18 protein-coding genes and 4 tRNA genes are annotated in these 16,713 nt (G+C 29.8%); 11 read left to right on the top strand and 11 right to left on the bottom strand.

The window, feature by feature from the left end; all coding sequences use genetic code 4:
- Window positions 1-14: 14 nt before the first annotated feature.
- Together frr and pyrH are read right to left on the bottom strand one after the other, a co-directional pair.
- Window positions 15-566 carry a ribosome recycling factor gene (frr, locus tag N1F73_RS02515; RefSeq protein ID WP_259290005.1) on the bottom strand — a complete coding sequence of 184 codons (552 nt, stop codon included), beginning with the start codon at window positions 564-566 and terminating at the stop codon, window positions 15-17.
- On the bottom strand, window positions 566-1,282 hold the full coding sequence (pyrH, locus tag N1F73_RS02510) for a UMP kinase (protein WP_259290006.1): 717 nt from the start codon (window positions 1,280-1,282) through the stop codon (window positions 566-568). The genes frr and pyrH overlap by 1 nt, the downstream gene beginning before the upstream one ends.
- A gap of 187 nt (window positions 1,283-1,469) precedes the next feature.
- Between pyrH and N1F73_RS02505 the strand changes: the two genes are divergently transcribed.
- The gene (locus tag N1F73_RS02505) at window positions 1,470-2,414 is read left to right on the top strand and encodes a phosphatidate cytidylyltransferase (RefSeq protein ID WP_259290007.1); all 945 of its coding nucleotides are present in this window, start codon (window positions 1,470-1,472) and stop codon (window positions 2,412-2,414) included.
- 27 nt (window positions 2,415-2,441) lie between these two features.
- On the opposite strand, the gene fba is transcribed toward N1F73_RS02505, so the two are convergent.
- The 4 genes from fba to N1F73_RS02485 form a co-directional block, all read right to left on the bottom strand.
- Window positions 2,442-3,308, bottom strand: coding sequence for a class II fructose-1,6-bisphosphate aldolase (gene fba / locus N1F73_RS02500; RefSeq protein ID WP_260359939.1), 867 nt, complete (start codon window positions 3,306-3,308; stop codon window positions 2,442-2,444).
- Window position 3,309: 1 nt separating this feature from the next.
- Window positions 3,310-3,573 carry a DNA-directed RNA polymerase subunit delta gene (gene rpoE, locus N1F73_RS02495; RefSeq protein WP_259290009.1) on the bottom strand — a complete coding sequence of 88 codons (264 nt, stop codon included), beginning with the start codon at window positions 3,571-3,573 and terminating at the stop codon, window positions 3,310-3,312.
- Window positions 3,574-3,715: 142 nt separating this feature from the next.
- The gene (locus N1F73_RS02490) at window positions 3,716-4,702 is read right to left on the bottom strand and encodes a hypothetical protein (RefSeq protein WP_259290010.1); all 987 of its coding nucleotides are present in this window, start codon (window positions 4,700-4,702) and stop codon (window positions 3,716-3,718) included.
- Between the two features lie 88 nt (window positions 4,703-4,790).
- Window positions 4,791-5,231 (bottom strand): hypothetical protein, encoded by a 441-nt coding sequence (locus N1F73_RS02485; protein ID WP_259290011.1) that lies wholly within the window; start codon window positions 5,229-5,231, stop codon window positions 4,791-4,793.
- 190 nt (window positions 5,232-5,421) lie between these two features.
- Between N1F73_RS02485 and N1F73_RS02480 the strand changes: the two genes are divergently transcribed.
- The 5 genes from N1F73_RS02480 (at window position 5,422) to N1F73_RS02460 (ending at window position 8,395) form a co-directional block, all read left to right on the top strand.
- A tRNA-His gene (locus N1F73_RS02480) sits at window positions 5,422-5,497 on the top strand.
- Window positions 5,498-5,566: 69 nt separating this feature from the next.
- Entirely contained in the window at window positions 5,567-5,944 is a 378-nt protein-coding gene (locus tag N1F73_RS02475) for a YigZ family protein (protein ID WP_260359933.1), read from the top strand.
- Complete coding sequence (locus N1F73_RS02470; RefSeq protein WP_260359931.1) at window positions 5,938-6,510, top strand: dephospho-CoA kinase; 573 nt, start codon at window positions 5,938-5,940, stop codon at window positions 6,508-6,510. The genes N1F73_RS02475 and N1F73_RS02470 overlap by 7 nt, the downstream gene beginning before the upstream one ends.
- 52 nt (window positions 6,511-6,562) lie before the next feature.
- Window positions 6,563-7,519 carry a DnaD domain protein gene (locus N1F73_RS02465; RefSeq protein ID WP_259290014.1) on the top strand — a complete coding sequence of 319 codons (957 nt, stop codon included), beginning with the start codon at window positions 6,563-6,565 and terminating at the stop codon, window positions 7,517-7,519.
- Between the two features lie 3 nt (window positions 7,520-7,522).
- Window positions 7,523-8,395 carry an ATP-binding protein gene (locus N1F73_RS02460; RefSeq protein ID WP_260359927.1) on the top strand — a complete coding sequence of 291 codons (873 nt, stop codon included), beginning with the start codon at window positions 7,523-7,525 and terminating at the stop codon, window positions 8,393-8,395.
- A gap of 57 nt (window positions 8,396-8,452) precedes the next feature.
- On the opposite strand, the gene lysS is transcribed toward N1F73_RS02460, so the two are convergent.
- Complete coding sequence (gene lysS, locus N1F73_RS02455; protein ID WP_259290016.1) at window positions 8,453-9,922, bottom strand: lysine--tRNA ligase; 1,470 nt, start codon at window positions 9,920-9,922, stop codon at window positions 8,453-8,455.
- Between the two features lie 163 nt (window positions 9,923-10,085).
- Here lysS and N1F73_RS02450 point away from each other — a divergent pair.
- Window positions 10,086-10,162, top strand: a tRNA-Arg gene (locus tag N1F73_RS02450).
- Between the two features lie 70 nt (window positions 10,163-10,232).
- On the opposite strand, the gene N1F73_RS02445 is transcribed toward N1F73_RS02450, so the two are convergent.
- From N1F73_RS02445 to N1F73_RS02435, 3 genes are all read right to left on the bottom strand, one after another.
- Window positions 10,233-10,952: an MAG0110 family membrane protein gene (locus N1F73_RS02445; RefSeq protein ID WP_259290017.1), complete on the bottom strand. Its 720-nt coding sequence runs from the start codon at window positions 10,950-10,952 to the stop codon at window positions 10,233-10,235.
- Between the two features lie 48 nt (window positions 10,953-11,000).
- Window positions 11,001-11,075 (bottom strand) — tRNA-Gln (locus tag N1F73_RS02440).
- 3 nt (window positions 11,076-11,078) lie between these two features.
- Window positions 11,079-11,162 (bottom strand) — tRNA-Tyr (locus N1F73_RS02435).
- 183 nt (window positions 11,163-11,345) lie between these two features.
- Between N1F73_RS02435 and N1F73_RS02430 the strand changes: the two genes are divergently transcribed.
- The gene (locus N1F73_RS02430) at window positions 11,346-12,317 is read left to right on the top strand and encodes a ribose-phosphate pyrophosphokinase (RefSeq protein WP_259290125.1); all 972 of its coding nucleotides are present in this window, start codon (window positions 11,346-11,348) and stop codon (window positions 12,315-12,317) included.
- A complete protein-coding gene (gene rsmG / locus N1F73_RS02425) occupies window positions 12,317-12,961 on the top strand; it encodes a 16S rRNA (guanine(527)-N(7))-methyltransferase RsmG (protein WP_259290126.1) in 645 nt (214 codons plus the stop codon). The genes N1F73_RS02430 and rsmG overlap by 1 nt, the downstream gene beginning before the upstream one ends.
- 334 nt (window positions 12,962-13,295) lie before the next feature.
- On the opposite strand, the gene N1F73_RS02420 is transcribed toward rsmG, so the two are convergent.
- Complete coding sequence (locus N1F73_RS02420; RefSeq protein ID WP_260359924.1) at window positions 13,296-15,632, bottom strand: hypothetical protein; 2,337 nt, start codon at window positions 15,630-15,632, stop codon at window positions 13,296-13,298.
- Between the two features lie 207 nt (window positions 15,633-15,839).
- On the opposite strand from N1F73_RS02420, the gene N1F73_RS02415 reads away from it, so the two are divergent.
- Together N1F73_RS02415 and N1F73_RS02410 are read left to right on the top strand one after the other, a co-directional pair.
- Window positions 15,840-16,247: a hypothetical protein gene (locus N1F73_RS02415; protein WP_260359922.1), complete on the top strand. Its 408-nt coding sequence runs from the start codon at window positions 15,840-15,842 to the stop codon at window positions 16,245-16,247.
- A gap of 32 nt (window positions 16,248-16,279) precedes the next feature.
- Window positions 16,280-16,713 (top strand): hypothetical protein (locus N1F73_RS02410; RefSeq protein ID WP_260359920.1); only part of this gene is annotated, 434 nt, incomplete at its 3' end.

The raw sequence follows: 16,713 nt of genomic DNA, 5'->3' as shown, positions 1-16,713 counted from the left end.
GTGTGTCAAACACACTATAAATTGGTTAATTCTTTTTCTTTTTGTGCAGTGATTTTGTTGATTAATTCAATTTTAGCATCTACATCTTTTTGAATAAGATCTTGAAAGCGTTTTTGTTCATCTTCACTTAATTCTTCATCAGCTTTGATTGCTTTCATTACTTCTTGACGAGTGTTTCTTACACCTACTTTTGCTTGTTCAGTAAATTTAGCTAAACTCTTAACCAACTCTTTTCTTCTTTCAGTGGTTAATGCTGGGAAAGTCAATCTAACTTGGTGTCCTTCATTGACTGGTGTTACACCTAAATTAGCGTGTAATATTGCTTTTTCGATTTCCTTAACAGAAGACACGTCAAAAGGCTTTATTAATAACTGCGCTGCCTCAGGAACTGAAATTGTTGCTAGTTCTTCAAGTGGAGTAGGAGTTCCATAGTAATCAACTTTAATTCCTTTAATTAATTGCGGGTTAGCTCTTCCGGTCGATATTTTTGATAATTCGAATTCATAGTGATGAATAGCTTTTGTTGCACCTTCTTCTAGGGTCATTTGATACATTTCTAATTCCATTATTTTGTTACCTCTGTTCTTTCTATAGTTCCTTCAATTGCTCTTAAAATAGCATTTTTTTCTTGAATGTCAAACACGATTAAGCCAATGTTGTTGTCTCTTGCCATTGATGTAGCTGTAAGGTCCATAACTTGTAATTTACGATCTAAAATTTCGTCATAAGTTATGACATCAAACTTTTTAGCATCCGGATTAATTTTAGGATCAGATTCATAAATCCCTTTTACTCCGTTTTTACCCATCAAAATAACATCTGCACCTATTTCAGAAGCGCATAATGTTGCTGCTGTGTCAGTTGTGAAATAAGGTCTACCTGTTCCACCTCCAAAAATAACAACTTCGCCATTTTCAAGATATTTGATTGCTTTTTCGTTGATGTAATATTCTGCCACTCTTTGGTCAATATTTAGCGAAGATTGAACTCTAGCTTTTAAACCAGCTTCTTCAAAACCGCTTTGTAATGCTAACGCATTCATAATTGTTGCAATCATTCCTATGTAGTCTGCACGGTTTCGTGGTATACCATTTTTTTCGGCACTTGCACCTCTTCAAAAGTTTCCACCACCGATAACAACACTAACTTGAATCCCTTTTTCAACTATTTGTTTTAATTGATTGGCAATGTTTTCAACTAATTCATAGTCAATTGCCAACGATTTAGATTTATTGGCTAGACCTTCGCCAGAAAGTTTAACCAGTATTCTTTTATATTTCATCTGATTGATCTCCTACTAATAATTATTAATATTATAAATGTTTAATTAAAAATCAACATTAAAACTTAAATTTACGAACTAATTGAAGGTGAAAACGTAATAAAAATCGCTAAATTCTTGGGCAATTGGTTTAATTGAGTAAGATAATAATAAAGATAGTATAATTTAAAATACAATTTAGGTACTTATGAATAAAAAAACAGTTTACGAAAGAATTATTCCAGGTATTTTGCTGGCTATATTTTTATTAGGCAGTTTAATTCCTTTATCTATTTTCTCGGCACAATATTATGTGTCCAGAGTTTTTTCGTTTGTTTTTATAGCGATTATTACTGCAATTTTAGTCTATGAATTTTTTAAATCGCAACGGATAAAATGGTATTGAGTAGTAACACTATCACTCATTGGGTTATCATTGGCGTTTATTCCCGTTCAAGAAATAACTCTAAGATGACTAAATCCTGCCACTGCGCAAGCGTTGTTTAAGCCCGAATTATTAGTTGAATATACGCGCATTATTGCACTCGACCCATTTACAATAATTGTTTGTTTAGTGTTATCAGTTTGTTTGTTATTGATTGATTCATTTACTCGTGTTTATTCTCATTTTTCTCAAGTTATTATTCGTGCATTAATAGCCTTTGTGACTCTATATTTATTGGCTATATTTTCAAAAGTTTTCCATTTATTTATTGTAATTTCTGGTCAATGAAAATATTGATTTAGTATTAGTTTAATTGCTGCAGTTACTGATACATTTAGTTTTATTTTTGGTGTTTCATTCGGTCGCAAATTTATCAAAAAACCATTCACACCGACTATTTCGCCCAATAAATCGTGAGAAGGTTTTATTGGCGGTGTAATCAGTGGCGTAATCGCAACCTTTATTCTTGTCTACTCATTAGATTTGTTTGAAAATAATTATTTAAAAATTATTTTTGCTATTCTCGCTCCACTTTTTGCAGTGGTTGGTGATTTGTATTTTTCATTCATCAAACGCTCTAACGGTATTAAAGATTATTCTAAGATATTACGTGGTCACGGTGGTATTTTAGACAGACTTGATAGTATTTGCTTTATAACTGTTTTAAGTTTTGTATTAATTTTATTTACCAATGTTAAATTAGCATAAAAAAACCACTTGTTAAAAAGTGGTTTTTTATGCTTTGTTTTGTGAACCGAAGTTAATAATAATTTCTTTAACTTTATTTCGAATAGCGTTAATTCCATCTAAAAGAAATTTACGGACGTCAAAATTTTTAGCTATTAAATCTTTATCTGACTTAATAAAATCTCTGACTGCATTATGAAAAACTATCTGAAGTTCAGTATTGACATTGATTTTGGCTATTCCTAACGATATAGCGTGTTTAGTTTGTTCGAATGGTATTCCAGATCCACCGTGTAAAACCAAAGGTATATTACAAATATTTTTTAAATCTTGTAATAAATTGAAATTTAAACCAGTTCAATTCGAAGGGTATTTACCATGAACATTACCGATACCGGCTGCTAACATATCAATACCTAATTCAGTAATTCTTTTTGCCTCATCAATATTGGTTAATTCACCGTTACTGATAACTCCATCTTCTTCACCACCGATTGTTCCCACTTCAGCTTCGACAGTTACATCAAATTTTTTCGCATATTCAACAACTTCTTTTGTATATGCTAAGTTTTTTTCTAAGTCTAAAGCTGAACCATCAAACATCACTGAAGTAAAACCAGCATCAATTGCTTTTAAACAACCTTCTTTTGTTCCATGGTCTAAATGAAGCGAAACGGGGACGGTTATATTTAAGTCGCGCAGTAAGCCTTTTACCATCCCAACAACACTATGATATCCACCAATATATTTGATTGCAGATTCACTGACTCCTAAAATTATTGGGGATTGCATTTCTTGGGCTGCTAAAAGAGTACTTTTTGTTCATTCAGCATTATTGATATTGATGTGCGGAATAGAATATTGATTGGTGTAAGCTTTCAGTATCATTTCCTTTGAATTTACTAAATTTGACATATTAAATTGTGAAGCCGGGTCTGATTGACCATTGTCCCTTTGAGTTTCTAATAAAGTTTGAATCAACAGTTAATAAACGGTACAATTCACCTAGTTTATTTACTCTTATGACACTATAATCTTTACCACTTTCAGAAGCTAAAATTTCTCACTTAGTTTTTAGTTCTGCTTCAACTTTATCGAATAAAAAATTGTATTCAACAAAGTTACCATTTTTGCATTCGTTGAATGCTATTTCTGATACAACATCTAACATTGTTTTCATAAAGACCTCCAATAGTTTTTTATTTTATAATGTTAATTATATTATCAATTTTATATTCAATAAAACACAATATAGAATATAAGATTAATTTTTAAATTTTAATTATTTAAAATTGCAGTTTAGCTGCAATTTAAATAATTAATTATAAGAATCAAGGAATTGAGAATAGACCTGCAATGTGTAAACTTAGAAGTATAATCATAATCACTGAAATTACAATAATAATTCCTAAAATTCAGTAAATTAGTTTAGATCATTCAGTTCTTTCAACTAAATGTCTGTGAATTTTACGCTGTGGCAGAGCAGTTAATTCTTCTTTTTTAGTTTCTAATTGAGCAACTTGTTCTTCTTCAACTACTGGTTTTTTAAAGCCAGTTAATAATTGTGAAAATTCTCTCGATTCTCTATCGTTTTCTTTATCACGAACTACATATTTAGCCAAGACATTTTCATCTTGTCATTCGATTGAAGTAACAACTAAATTATATTTAAATCTATTTTTAACTTCTTGTAACTGAACATCTTTTGCAAATTTTTCTTCTGGGTTTTCAACGTATAGTTCAAAGCCGCTAGCTATTTGATCTAATTCGCTAACTTTTCCGCACATTTCGCTTTCACATTCGCATGCATCTTCTGTTTCAGGGTTTTTTTCTTCTTCAACAACAACTTCTTCTGTGCTGTCTTCAGTTAGTATTTCTTCAGTTTCATCTAAATCAATAATTTGAGTTGGTTCTTGATCAACTGAAACTTCTCTTTTATTCTTTTTAGTTTTAGGAGCAACATCAACAAGTTGTTCTTTATTAATGAATTCAATTACGTCTTCATCTTTAACTTGCGATTGGTTAATAACTTCTAGAATTTGTGCTGTTCTTTGTGGAGTAGCAGAACCTCTAAAAGCTCCGTTTTGGTGGAATCAAACTCTTGAGTTTCCTTCTAATTCGAAAGCAACTCTATTAAATTCGTCAACACCTTCTTTGAAGGTTTTGAAGTTTTGCAATTTTGCTATTTTTGCTCTTTTAAGGTTGAAAGAAATTACTCTTTTACCATCAACTTCATCGTATTTTTCAGACAAATAAAATCTGTTTAATTTTGGTTTTTTGTTTGTCATTTCATCCTTTCCATTATTCATTATGAGTAAATAACTGTGTGTAACGCTCTAAATGCTTTACTTAATTTAAATTTCAATAATTAATATTTTTTTGGCGCCTTGTAAATAATTAATTAGTTGGTAAATCTAAATAAATTTTTGTTGTTAACGCTAGAACAATAATGAATAAAACGATCGCAACTATGAATAGCAATGAAACATTTTTTCATCTTGGATCTAGAAATACTAATTCGTGATCATCGTGTAATAATTTGTTTTCGATGATGTATGAAAGAGCATTACCTGCTTCAACATTTTCTTTTTTAACTTTTGCTAAAACATCTTTAAATTCATTTAAAGATAAACTTCCGACGAATTTTTTGTTTTTTACAACCCAGATTCTTGATTCTTGTTCGTTACCAAGAGATAATTCTTCGACAGTTGAAGTTAAATCATCAAGGTTAGAAAACCCAGTTTTTTCTCCTGTTTGGGCGATTTCAAGATTGAATTTTTCAGAATCTTTACTTTTGTCTTCAGAAATAAAAAATTTAAATAATTTTAATGAGCTCATATTATTTCCTTTCTGTATTTTATTTTTAATTTAATGTTTGAATTATACCAAATATTAATTATTAATTTTTGATTTTTATATATAAAAAGACTGAAAAAATACTGAAATTGACTCAGCACTTTTCAAAAACAAAGTCTTATTTTTTTCTTTTGTCTTTGTGTTTTTTGTTTATAATTCTTATGCAAATATGGCGAATGTGGTGAAGCGATTAACACAGCGGGTTGTGGTCCCGTCATGCGCGGGTTTGAATCCCGTCATTCGCCCCATTTTTTTTATACTTTTTTTGACTTATTAGTATTTGACAACATCTCGATTCATAATTTATAATATTTAATATGAAGTTTCTTGAGTATGAAATAAAAAAATCAAAGTTTTATAGTGTTTGTTTACCTATTAATTCAAAAGAAGAAGTTAAAGCGATTAATGCAGAATTATGAAAAAAATTCAAAAAAGCAACACATATATGTTATGGATATTCTTTTTTGAATGAGGGGATAATAAATGCCGGTTTTGATGATGATGGCGAACCAAAAGGAACTGCCGGCAAACCCATTAGGGATTTACTTATAAAAACAAGTACTCAAAATATAGCAATTTTTGTAGTTAGATATTTTGGTGGCATCAAGCTTGGTGCTGGTGGTCTAGGCAAAGCATATACTAAATCAGCTTCGCAAGCACTCAATGATTTTAAAAAGGAGAATGTATCATGATAGCTGTAATCGGAAAAATCGGAGTTGGCAAATCAACTTTTCTAAAAAATTGTGGCTTAGAGGCTTCAAAAATTTTCTTTGCTGATGAATTTGTGGAACAAGAATATAAAAAAAGAGGCAAAATTTATCAAGAAATTAAATTTAAAATCGGTGAATTTTTATTAGAAAATGATCATGTTTCAAAAAACAAAATTCGTGAGTGGTTAAACGAAAATAACACTAATATAGACATATTAGAGAAAGTCGTATTTCCTGTTATTTTTGATGAGCTAAAAAATGGGAATTATGAGATTGTAGAGATACCTGTTTTATATAATGAAAATATTAATTTTTTACCTTTGTTTTCTCTAATTTTATGCTTATCAACAAATGAGAAAAATCGCCAAAAAAATTTAATAAAACGCGGTGTGAATAAATTAACGATTAAAGCATTAGATGCAAAAAACGACCCAAAAATAGCCAAAAAAGCACTTTTTGGTAAGATAACGATTGTGGATATCTATGCTGACAACTTTACATCAACTCCACAAAATAAAAAAAATATCGATTTACTTAAGACAATAATCTAAAATGATTATACCTATGCCGAATCAGGCGCATTTTTTTAGAAAGGTAAATCATATGAAAAAAGATATTTATCCATATTTTATTGCTGAAAGTCCATCGATTATTGGCGGCGAGGATTTGAAAAATCTTCGTAAATTTTATGCACCTATTTTAGGTGCTAATGCAATTGTTTTGTATGAATATTTACGTGATTTAGCGATCGAGAAAAACAATAGCGAAGGATTTCATGATTACGACAACATAACCTATATGTTAAAAATGGATCTAAAAGAGTTAAATGAAGCTAGATTTTTATTAGAATCTGTTTCTTTAATATCAACATATATTGATGAATTAAAACGAAAAACATTATTTATTGTAGAAAAACCCCTAGATAGCAAAGGTTTAAAACAAAATATTTTTCTAGCTAATAAATTGGTAAAAATTATTGGTTTTGATAATTACAATCGAATCATAGGCAAAGAAAATAAAAGTATTTTACGTGTTGAATATCTTGAGGATGCTTCAACACGATTTGATGAAATGTTTGACATTGATACTTTAGACCTAAACTTGAACAAAGATCAAGATGACGAACAACAAAAACGCCCAGATACAACCGCAAATGATATCCAAGTTAAATTGGATTTAAATAACTTTAACTATTCGAACGTTTACGAAGCTATTTTAAAAACTAGTTCAGTATCGTTTTTCAGTCAAATTCAAGGTCAAATACCTACTAAAAACATTATCGATTTAATTAATGAAGCTAATAAAATAGGTTTTGACGACCAATGTGTTAATTTAATTTTTTATTATGCTAACGAAATGAATGGTTACATTAATTACAATTATGTAAGAAAAATAATCAAAGATCTAGCTAACAAAAATATAATTTATTTTGAACCGTTAGAAATATATATCGACACTTTAATTCGTGAAAAGAAAAAAATGTTGGTTACTAAAAAAGATCTTTTCAAAGCATCTTATATTGAATCATTAAATGAAGGTGAAAAAGTATATAACGGGTAAAATATGGCAAAAAATCTAGATATCGATAAATATGTCTTTGATAATGATCAATTTAAAAAACAGGTTGATAATTTAGTTAGAAGTTCTTTGAAATTACAAGTGGTTTTGCACCAAAATAAAGTTACAAAAGAAGAATTTTTAGATAATTTAGTTAAGTTTGTGGATTTAAGAGAATATTTAGAAAACCCTGATAATTGTCTTTTTGGTTATGAAATATTTCGTGATGATGAAAAAAAATTAACTTTTAAAAAAGTTCCCGCAACCAAAAAAATTGCAGAGTTGATGAATATCCAAAATAATCTTTGATTAAGTGATATTTCTAATATTAATAAAGATTTAAGATTAGGTCAAGTCAGTCTTATTTCCAGCAAACAAGATGAATTGGAAAAAAGAATGAATATGATCAAAGAAACCTTTGCTGAACACAAAAATATTTCTCTTAAAGGTGTCTTTGCGGTTAACAATGATGTTTTGCATAGCTCGAAATTAGCTCAAGCGTTAGCAAATGAGTTTGCAATATCAAACATCACAACGGTCTATATTAAAACACAGGATTTATTTAAAAAATTAAGATCAGGTTTCAATGATGGACAAAACCAAAATGCGCAAATTTTATCCATTTTGGAGCGAGCTGATATCGTAATTTTTGATGAGTTGGGCAATGAATCGGCCAATTCTTGATTCCTATTTGAAGTGATTTCGCAAATATTGTCAAAACGTGTTGTTTCCAATAAAATATCTATATTTTTCAGTAATTTATCAATAAAACAATTGTCAAATTACTACGAAAACCATCGTACTTTAGCAGATGAAAAACACAAAACATTGACTCTTATTCAAAAAATACAAGAGTCAACTATTGAAATTAATTTTTAACTTTATTTAATGATTTAAAACAGATAATTAAAAAAATAATTCCGACTTAAACCGGAATTATTTTTTAATACTTCTTAATGTTGGGAATAATAAAACATCTCTAATCGAACTGGTTTCAGTGAATAACATAACTAAACGATCGATTCCAATTCCACAACCACCAGTTGGCGGCATAGCGTGTTCAAGGGCGTCGATAAAATCTCAATCAATGTCGCTAGCTTCATCGTTACCTGCTGCTTTTTCTTCGATTTGTTTTTTAAATCTTTCTAATTGATCAATTGGATCAGATAACTCAGTATACATGTTGGCGTATTCTTTGGTGTTAATGAATAATTCTGCTCTTTCTGTGAATCTTGGATCATCACCGACAGCAGATAGCGGTGAAACTTCAATTGGGTGACCATAAACGAATGTCGGCTGAATCAATTCGCCTTCTACTAATTCTTCGTAAAGAGCATTGATTATGTGACCAACAGTAAAGAATTTTGATAATTTTACTTGATGTTCTTTTGCTACTGCAACAGCTTCATCCAAGGTAATATTTCTAAAGTCTTTTCCTGTTTTTTCATTGACAGCATCAACCATGTTTATTCTTTTGAAAGGTTGTGATAAATCAATTTCAACACCGTTATTGATGAATACACTTTTGCCTAATTTAGCACATATTTCTTTAAATAGTGTTTCAGTACGATTCATCATTCCTTCAACATTTGAATATGCTTCATAAAACTCGATTGTTGTAAATTCAGGGTTGTGTGTTGTATCATAACCTTCGTTTCTAAAAATTCTACCTAATTCATAGACACGATCAAAGCCACCAATAACTAGTTTTTTCAACGGAATTTCAGTAGCAATTCTCAAAACAAATTCTTGATTTAAAGAATTATGATGAGTGGTAAAAGGTTTTGCCGCTGCTCCTGAAATATAATCGTGCAAGAATGGAGTTTCAACATCAAGATAACCTAAATTATTGAAATAATCTTTAATTCATTGAGTAATTTTTATTCTGTTTAGGAATTTTTGCTTTGAATCATCATTGACAATTAAATCAATATATCTTTTTCTATATCTTTCTTCCGCATCAACTAAACCGTGGTATTTTTCTGGTAGAGGTTTTAAGGCTTTAGATAAAATATCAATTTTATCAGCTTTGACTACAACTGCATCAGTCATAGTTTTCATAACTTCACCTTGTACTCAAATGATATCTCCGATATCAAATGTTGAAACTAAATCAGCATATTCAGTATTCTCTTTTTTATTGAAGTATGATTGAATAGTGCCTTTAAAATCTTTTATAACTAAAAAAGGCCCTCTTTTACCCATCAATCTTCCGGCGATTGATTTTATTATTTTTTTGTCGTGTAATTCCTCTTTGCTAAATTGTGCAAATTCAGCCATTAAATCTGCACTATAACTCAATTGACCAAGGTTATAGGCCTTCTTATAGGCGACAATGTTATCTTTTTTGTATTGTTCTAACTTATTTCTACGGACAAGTTCTTGTTCTGTAAATTTGTTTTCCACTTTCGCCTCCTAATTTAAATAAATAAAGTGATAAAGTAATTTTACTAAAATTTATAAATTTTTAGTTTAAAAATGAATTAATGAGTAGCGTTTAAAACAAAATTTTAATAAAGTTTAATTATTTTTTTATTTTTTTCGGAAAAAGTATTAAAATTAATTCAATGGTCGCGTAGCTCAGCAGGATAGAGCACAAGCCTTCTAAGCTTGTTGTCAGAGGTTCGAATCCTCTCGTGATCGCCATTTTTTTATACTTTTTTTGATTATTAATCTATTTATTTGCATAAAAAAACTAAAGTTGGTTTTGTCAACTTTAGTTTTTGAATAATTCTGATATATATACCACTGCATAAATGAAATCTCATGCTAATTTGTAGCCGAAGTACATACTTCACTTGATTAATTCCGCATTTGATTGTGCGTCAGGTGATAAATTTTTATAATTATGATTAAATTTAATAATTATTATTCAATCTATTCCCATATAAATTACTGTTAATAAAAATCCAAAAGCACTTACAAGGGTAAAAATTAATTTGCCTGAACTAAATCAAGACACAATCACTAAAATTATGAAGGTTACCAAAACAAACATTGAAATTGGTAAAAGTTTATTTAGTTTAATTAAATTGTAATAAGCCAATACTCCCATCAATAACATTGCTGCTGCCGGAATAAAGAATATAGCGATTAATTTAATAAGGTCTTGAGAAGGTTTAGAGAAATAGAATACATAGCTAAGCACAAAATAGCCGACTAGGAACATAGATATTGATGCCAGCGGACCTAAAACATAGGCTTTCATTTTTGGACCAACTAGCATTATTACCATAACTAAAATGAAATTAATTATTGATCCGGTTAGTAAAAACGCAAATGAAAAGATGCTTTGGGGCAGGTATTTAACGGTTGTGGTGAATGTAATAGCACCAATTATTGCAAAAATTAAGCCAATTGCAAAGGTTAATAGTGAACCGGCGATAATTCTATTGCCGCCACTTGCCCGAGTTTTAAAATTGTTTTTTATATTCATAAAAAAATTATAGCATATAAAAATAAAAAAATCACCTAGATGGTGATATGGTTGCCCCAGTTAGATTCGAACTAACGCATGTCGGTACCAAAAACCGATGCCTTACCGCTTGGCTATGGGGCAAAATGGTGGAGGGGGAGGGATTCGAACCCCCGAACCGTTAGGAAGTGGGTTACAGCCACCCGCGTTTGGCCGCTTCGCTACCCCTCCATTTGCTAAATAGCATAACTATTATAATATAAAAATTAAGTTTGCAAATATTTTTTTAAATTTTATTTTGTGCTTAAAAAAGAATAAGTTTGGTAAAAACTTATCTCTATTAAAAGAGATTATTTTACTGAACAGAAGTATTTAATAATATAATATAAATATATTTATTATAAGGGGCAAGTTATGAAATTTGAGAACACATTATTATTTGCAATGCCAAATACTGAACTTCTTACACAAAAAATTGCGAAAAAACTAAATATGCATGTTTCACCTGTTGAAAAAACTGTGTTTGCTGACGGTGAAAGAATGTTAGTTAGTACTGAAGCAGTAAGAAGTAAAGATGTTTATATTATTGCATCAACATCAAGACCAGTAAATGATAATTATGTTGATTTATTATTGTTTATTGATTCATTAAAAAGGGCTAGTGCTAAATCAATCACAGTAGCCTTAACATATTACGGATATGCACGCCAAGATCGTAAAGTGAGTGGCAGACAACCAATAGGGGCAAAATTATTTGCTGAGTTAATTCAAACAGCAGGAGCTACAAAAATTATTGCTGTTGACTTACACAACCCAGCTATCCAAGGTTTTTTTGATATTCCAATTGATGATTTAAGAGGGGCTTATCCTATAGCTAAAGCTGTTAAAAGTTTAAATGAACCTTTCACAGTAGTTTCACCAGACCACGGCGGAACTATCAGAGCCAGAAGACTGGCGGAATTGATTAGTGATTCAGTAAAAATTAGTATTATTGATAAACGAAGAGTAGGAACTAATCAAACTGAAGTTATGGGCTTGATCGGTTCTGTTGAAAACGAAAATGCTGTTATTATCGATGATATTATTGACACTGGTGGGACAATCATCAAAGCAGTCAATACATTGAAAGAACACGGGGCTAAAAAGATTGTTGTTGCTGCAACTCATGGTATTTTCACACGTGGATTTGAAATTTTTCAAGACAACCCTAATGTATCTAAGGTTATCATAACCGATTCGATAGATAATTCGGAGTTAGCTTCTAAATTTGACAAATTACAAATTATTAGTCTAGATGATTTTCTAGCTGGCGTAATTTCAGCATCAATAACTGGTAGTTCAGTTACTGAATTATATGAACAAATAACAGAAGAAATTCACAAGTAATGAACGAAAAGACTCAAAAATACATTAATATAATTCACGAATTTAATCAGCATAAGAATATTACTGGTTTCAAGAGTATTGATGAATTAAAAAATCAAGGCGTTCTAGACTCAATAAAAGTGATGGATGTAGCTCACGAAATTGGTTTTGATTACACAAACAAACATGTTGCTGATATAGGGGCAGGAGCTGGTTTTCCTTCTTTGCCACATCTTTTGGAAAATAACAATTATTATTTAACTATTATTGAAGGAATGCAAAGTCGTTGTGAATTTTTAGAAAGCGTAAAAAATCAATTAAATGTTGAAAATTTCACAATCATTAACGCACGTGCGGAAAATACGAAAGAATACGCAAGGCAATTTGACTTAGTTACTGCTCGTGCTGTTTCTAGTGTAAAAAACATGTATATGTTAACCCACCATTTATTGAAAGACAACGGATACCTATATCTGCCCAAAGGTAAGAAATTTTCTGATGAATTAAATGAATTTTTTAATAAATTTCCGGACGAAAAAGAAAATACATTTGTCCTTAAATATACCAATTCATTAAATGAAGATTCATTTGTAGTGGTTATTAAAAAAGTTTTACCAACTCCTAAAAAATGACCTCTAAGTTGAAAACAAATTAAGGATTATTAAAAAACCTATCAACTATTAAACTAGGACAAAAAAAATTAGACCCGAACCTTACAATTCAGGTCTAATTTTTTTTGTCCTAGTTTATCAGTTAAAATCAATGATATTTTTTTCTGTTAATTAGCATCCTCATCAATTTAATAACCAAAATTATAACACTGTTTTACGCACGGATTTTAGCCTCTCTAAAAACGAGGGTGAATTTAAATATCAGGTATGTAATTTTTCACATAATGAATATCACGAAATTTCACGAATTTTAATTCTAACGCGAGAATAACTAAACAAAGAATTCTTAAAATTACTAAAAACCTACCAATGATCGATAGGTAATAAATTAGTTTTCATGCATTATGTTATTTATAATATTCTGAACTTTTTCTTGCGCTTCTAGAACGGTAATATTATCCAAATTATCAAAAAATAATCAATAATTATAAGCGAAACCGTTATATTCTCTTTCGGTTAAATTTGAATATTGCTCACGAGTATGTGAATTTAATTTGGACTTAATTTTATTAATATAAGAAGTTGAAATATTTGACTCAATATCAAATTGTCTTGCGACTTTAATTAATCAATTGCCTGACTTAAATGTAAATGCTAGTTCGCGATTTCGTGTCGCTGGATATTCAATTTTCCCTTCGCCAGAAGTTTCACGACGAGTTCGACGTGGAACTTTTGAAAATTGGTATTTAGTTTTGATACTTTCTTGCTCGCCAACTCTAAATTCGCCTTCGCCTTCTCAATTTGTATCTTTTGGTATTTCGGTAAATTTCACATCAACCAATTTCAAGTCATTTAATTGAAATTTATCAATAATTGAATTTGTATGGGCTGTTAAAAATGAGTCAAACTCTTTTGCTATCTGTTTTTCATCTAATGTAGTTCAAATTACAAATTTTTGTTCTTTTGAAAACTCTGGATAAATAGCATCTAAAAAAGATTCTTTAAATATAGGATTGAAGTATTCTATATGTTTGTTGAATGAAAAGTCTAATATTTTCGCAATGATATTTTGACTAAAATCATCGTTTTCACCTAAATGCGAATAGATTAATTCTTTATTATTCGGATTGGTGTATAGATCTATTAATTGTACTTTAACTCAAGGATCTAAATTATATAGCATATTAGTTTTGTCTTTAAAATCCTGTTTTTTTGCATCAAAATAAGCTTTTATTTTTTCTTTTATTAGATTTAATTGTTGATCGTTATCAGCGAATGTAGGTGTTAAATATTCTTCAATAAGCTGTTGCTCATACGCTTCTTGACCGCCACTATCATATCTAATATCTATACTGCCTGAGTAGTCAAAAGGCACTAGGTTACTATCTAATTCATTATTTGATGAATCCATTATTTTAAATCACTCTGGATGAGTTTTTAGATTAGATTTTTTAAATTTGTATTCAAATTTTTCCTCGAAAAATCTAACCATTTTATCCATTGAATCTGATAAAACAGTTATGTCAAAATTATAGTTAATATATCCAATAGGAAAATATGTATTATTGACTTTATTTATTAGTTTGTAATTATCTTTCGGGATTGAATAAGTGCCTCAATGTTCCTGCTCTAAATATTCGCCGACGTGTTCTTGGAAAATTCGATCATATAAACCTTCTTTATTAGCGTTGGGATCAACATTTGACCCTAATAAATCTTCTAATGTGTATTCACTTTGATCAAAATCTAATTCAAGTGTTGCCAACGCGAGTCTCAAACGTTCATATCTTTTTGAAGAAAATTTTCTTAATATTGACGAAAATTCAACATATGGCGGCATTAATGATTGATATTTATTTCATTTTTCGTTTAGGTATTTGGCAACTACTTCATTTAAGTATAAAGGTATAGAGCCTTGCGGTATATTGTTCGATCCTACCATTCGTTCTTTAATAATTCCATCGAAATATACTTCCTTATTTGTGTTAACATTTATATATCCAACTTGAATATGCGGTAATAATGAAGGATTTAAAAATGCTTGTTTATAAACCTCGTCTTCCTCTTCTTCAGTTTTGGCTTTTCCGAATTGTAATCAATTATTAGATTTATTTTCGTATTCAACTCTTTCTAAAATAACCTCGCCCTTTATTTTTGCCAATTCCGCTATTCCCAGTTGTAATCTAACATATTCCAAACCACTATTTTTCTTGTATGAATATAGTTTTTTGGCATCAGTATTGTTTCCGTTGTAACCGTCCATATCAACGGCACGCTCATTATAAATAGTACTTTGATTTTGCACATCAATTCTTTTAGGGAATTTTGATGGCAACCCATCTTTACCGTCCAAAAAGAACTCATCTGCAGCTTTTGTATCCGATTCAGTATCGATAACAAAAGGCTTAACGTTTCAGAAATTGTTTTTTAATTGTTGATAAACATCTTTAAAACGCTCTACTAAGTCTGTTTTTTCTGGATTACTCAAATACAATGAGTAAACAAACTCATAAACTTCATCTGGCACTTGTTTATAACCATTAACTAGCAGAATTCTTGTTAAATAAAAGAGAATATTTTCCCATGAATAATCTTTCAAAGGCCTCGAAAAATTATAATTTTTCAGTGATGAATATAATCTTTTAAGAAAAATTTTGGCGTGTGGCGTAAATAATGCCTTGTGTTCGGGGGAACCCGATAACAACATATTAAAATATTCTTTCATAGTTCTCGGATTTTCGGTTGTGAGAAATGAATTAGGTGATTTTTGTGTAATTTCATTAATTATATTTAGAAGCGGTTTTACATAGTAATCAATTTCATTAAGATTTTCTTTTTTGTCATGTAAGAAACAAAAATGTCCTCGTAGTATAAGAAACAAAAAAAGCCTTTTTGATAATATTTTATTGTGATTTAAATGACAATGATATTTATGAAAATCACTAAGTACAAAACCAAAGAAAAATTAGATAAATATGATTACAAAACAAAATTAAAAAATAAATTAATTACATTACAAAATTACTTAAAAAATACGAAATGGTCGCTAAAAAAGATAGCAGAAGTTATTAAAATTTCGTACTCGGCAGCTAAAAAATATAAAAAAATATTGCTTCAAAATTACGATGAATCAAAAAATGAAATTTTAATCAAATTAAATCACGGCAACGAGAAAAATAAACATGCTCTTAAATTGTCTGACAATCTAATTCGCTACACCATAAAAAAAATGATAGGCTATGATTCAAAATTTATCAAAGATGAAGATAAAGATCATTTAACAATCAGTTTTAGGAGGTATTACGATGAAGTGTTCCCACTTCAATTAAAAAGCAAATAACATATCCATATTTTATTAAACGTTGCTCCGCAATGGGTTTAACAAAGCCTACACAAACAGCTAAAACTAAAAGAAGAATAGCGGCTATATTAAGAAGTAAAAACAAAGAAAAAGACGACAGTGAGTATTTGTTAATTCAACAATTATCCAAAATCAACGAAAAGGTTCAGTTGGGAAGATTACTGAATCACCACAAATATGAATTTGGCGAAATAGTCGAATTAGACGCTTGTAGCGAAGCTTGAATTAAACATTTAAATGATTTTCATATCTATTTAGCAGTAGATTCGGGAACTAAAAAGATTCTATCTTTATACGCCGAAAAAGAAGAAACAACACTGGGTTATATGAAACTATTAGAACAACTTTTTGCCCGATATGGCTATCCAATAGGCTTAAAAACTGATAGAAGAACTACTTTTTTCGCCAAACAGGAAAATAATACACCGATGGCAAAATGACTCAA

Origin of the sequence: Mycoplasma sp. HS2188, from assembly GCF_025209835.1 — a bacterium.
Taxonomy (GTDB): domain Bacteria; phylum Bacillota_I; class Bacilli_A; order Mycoplasmatales; family Metamycoplasmataceae; genus Mycoplasmopsis.
This window is presented reverse-complemented; position numbering and strand designations above follow the sequence as displayed.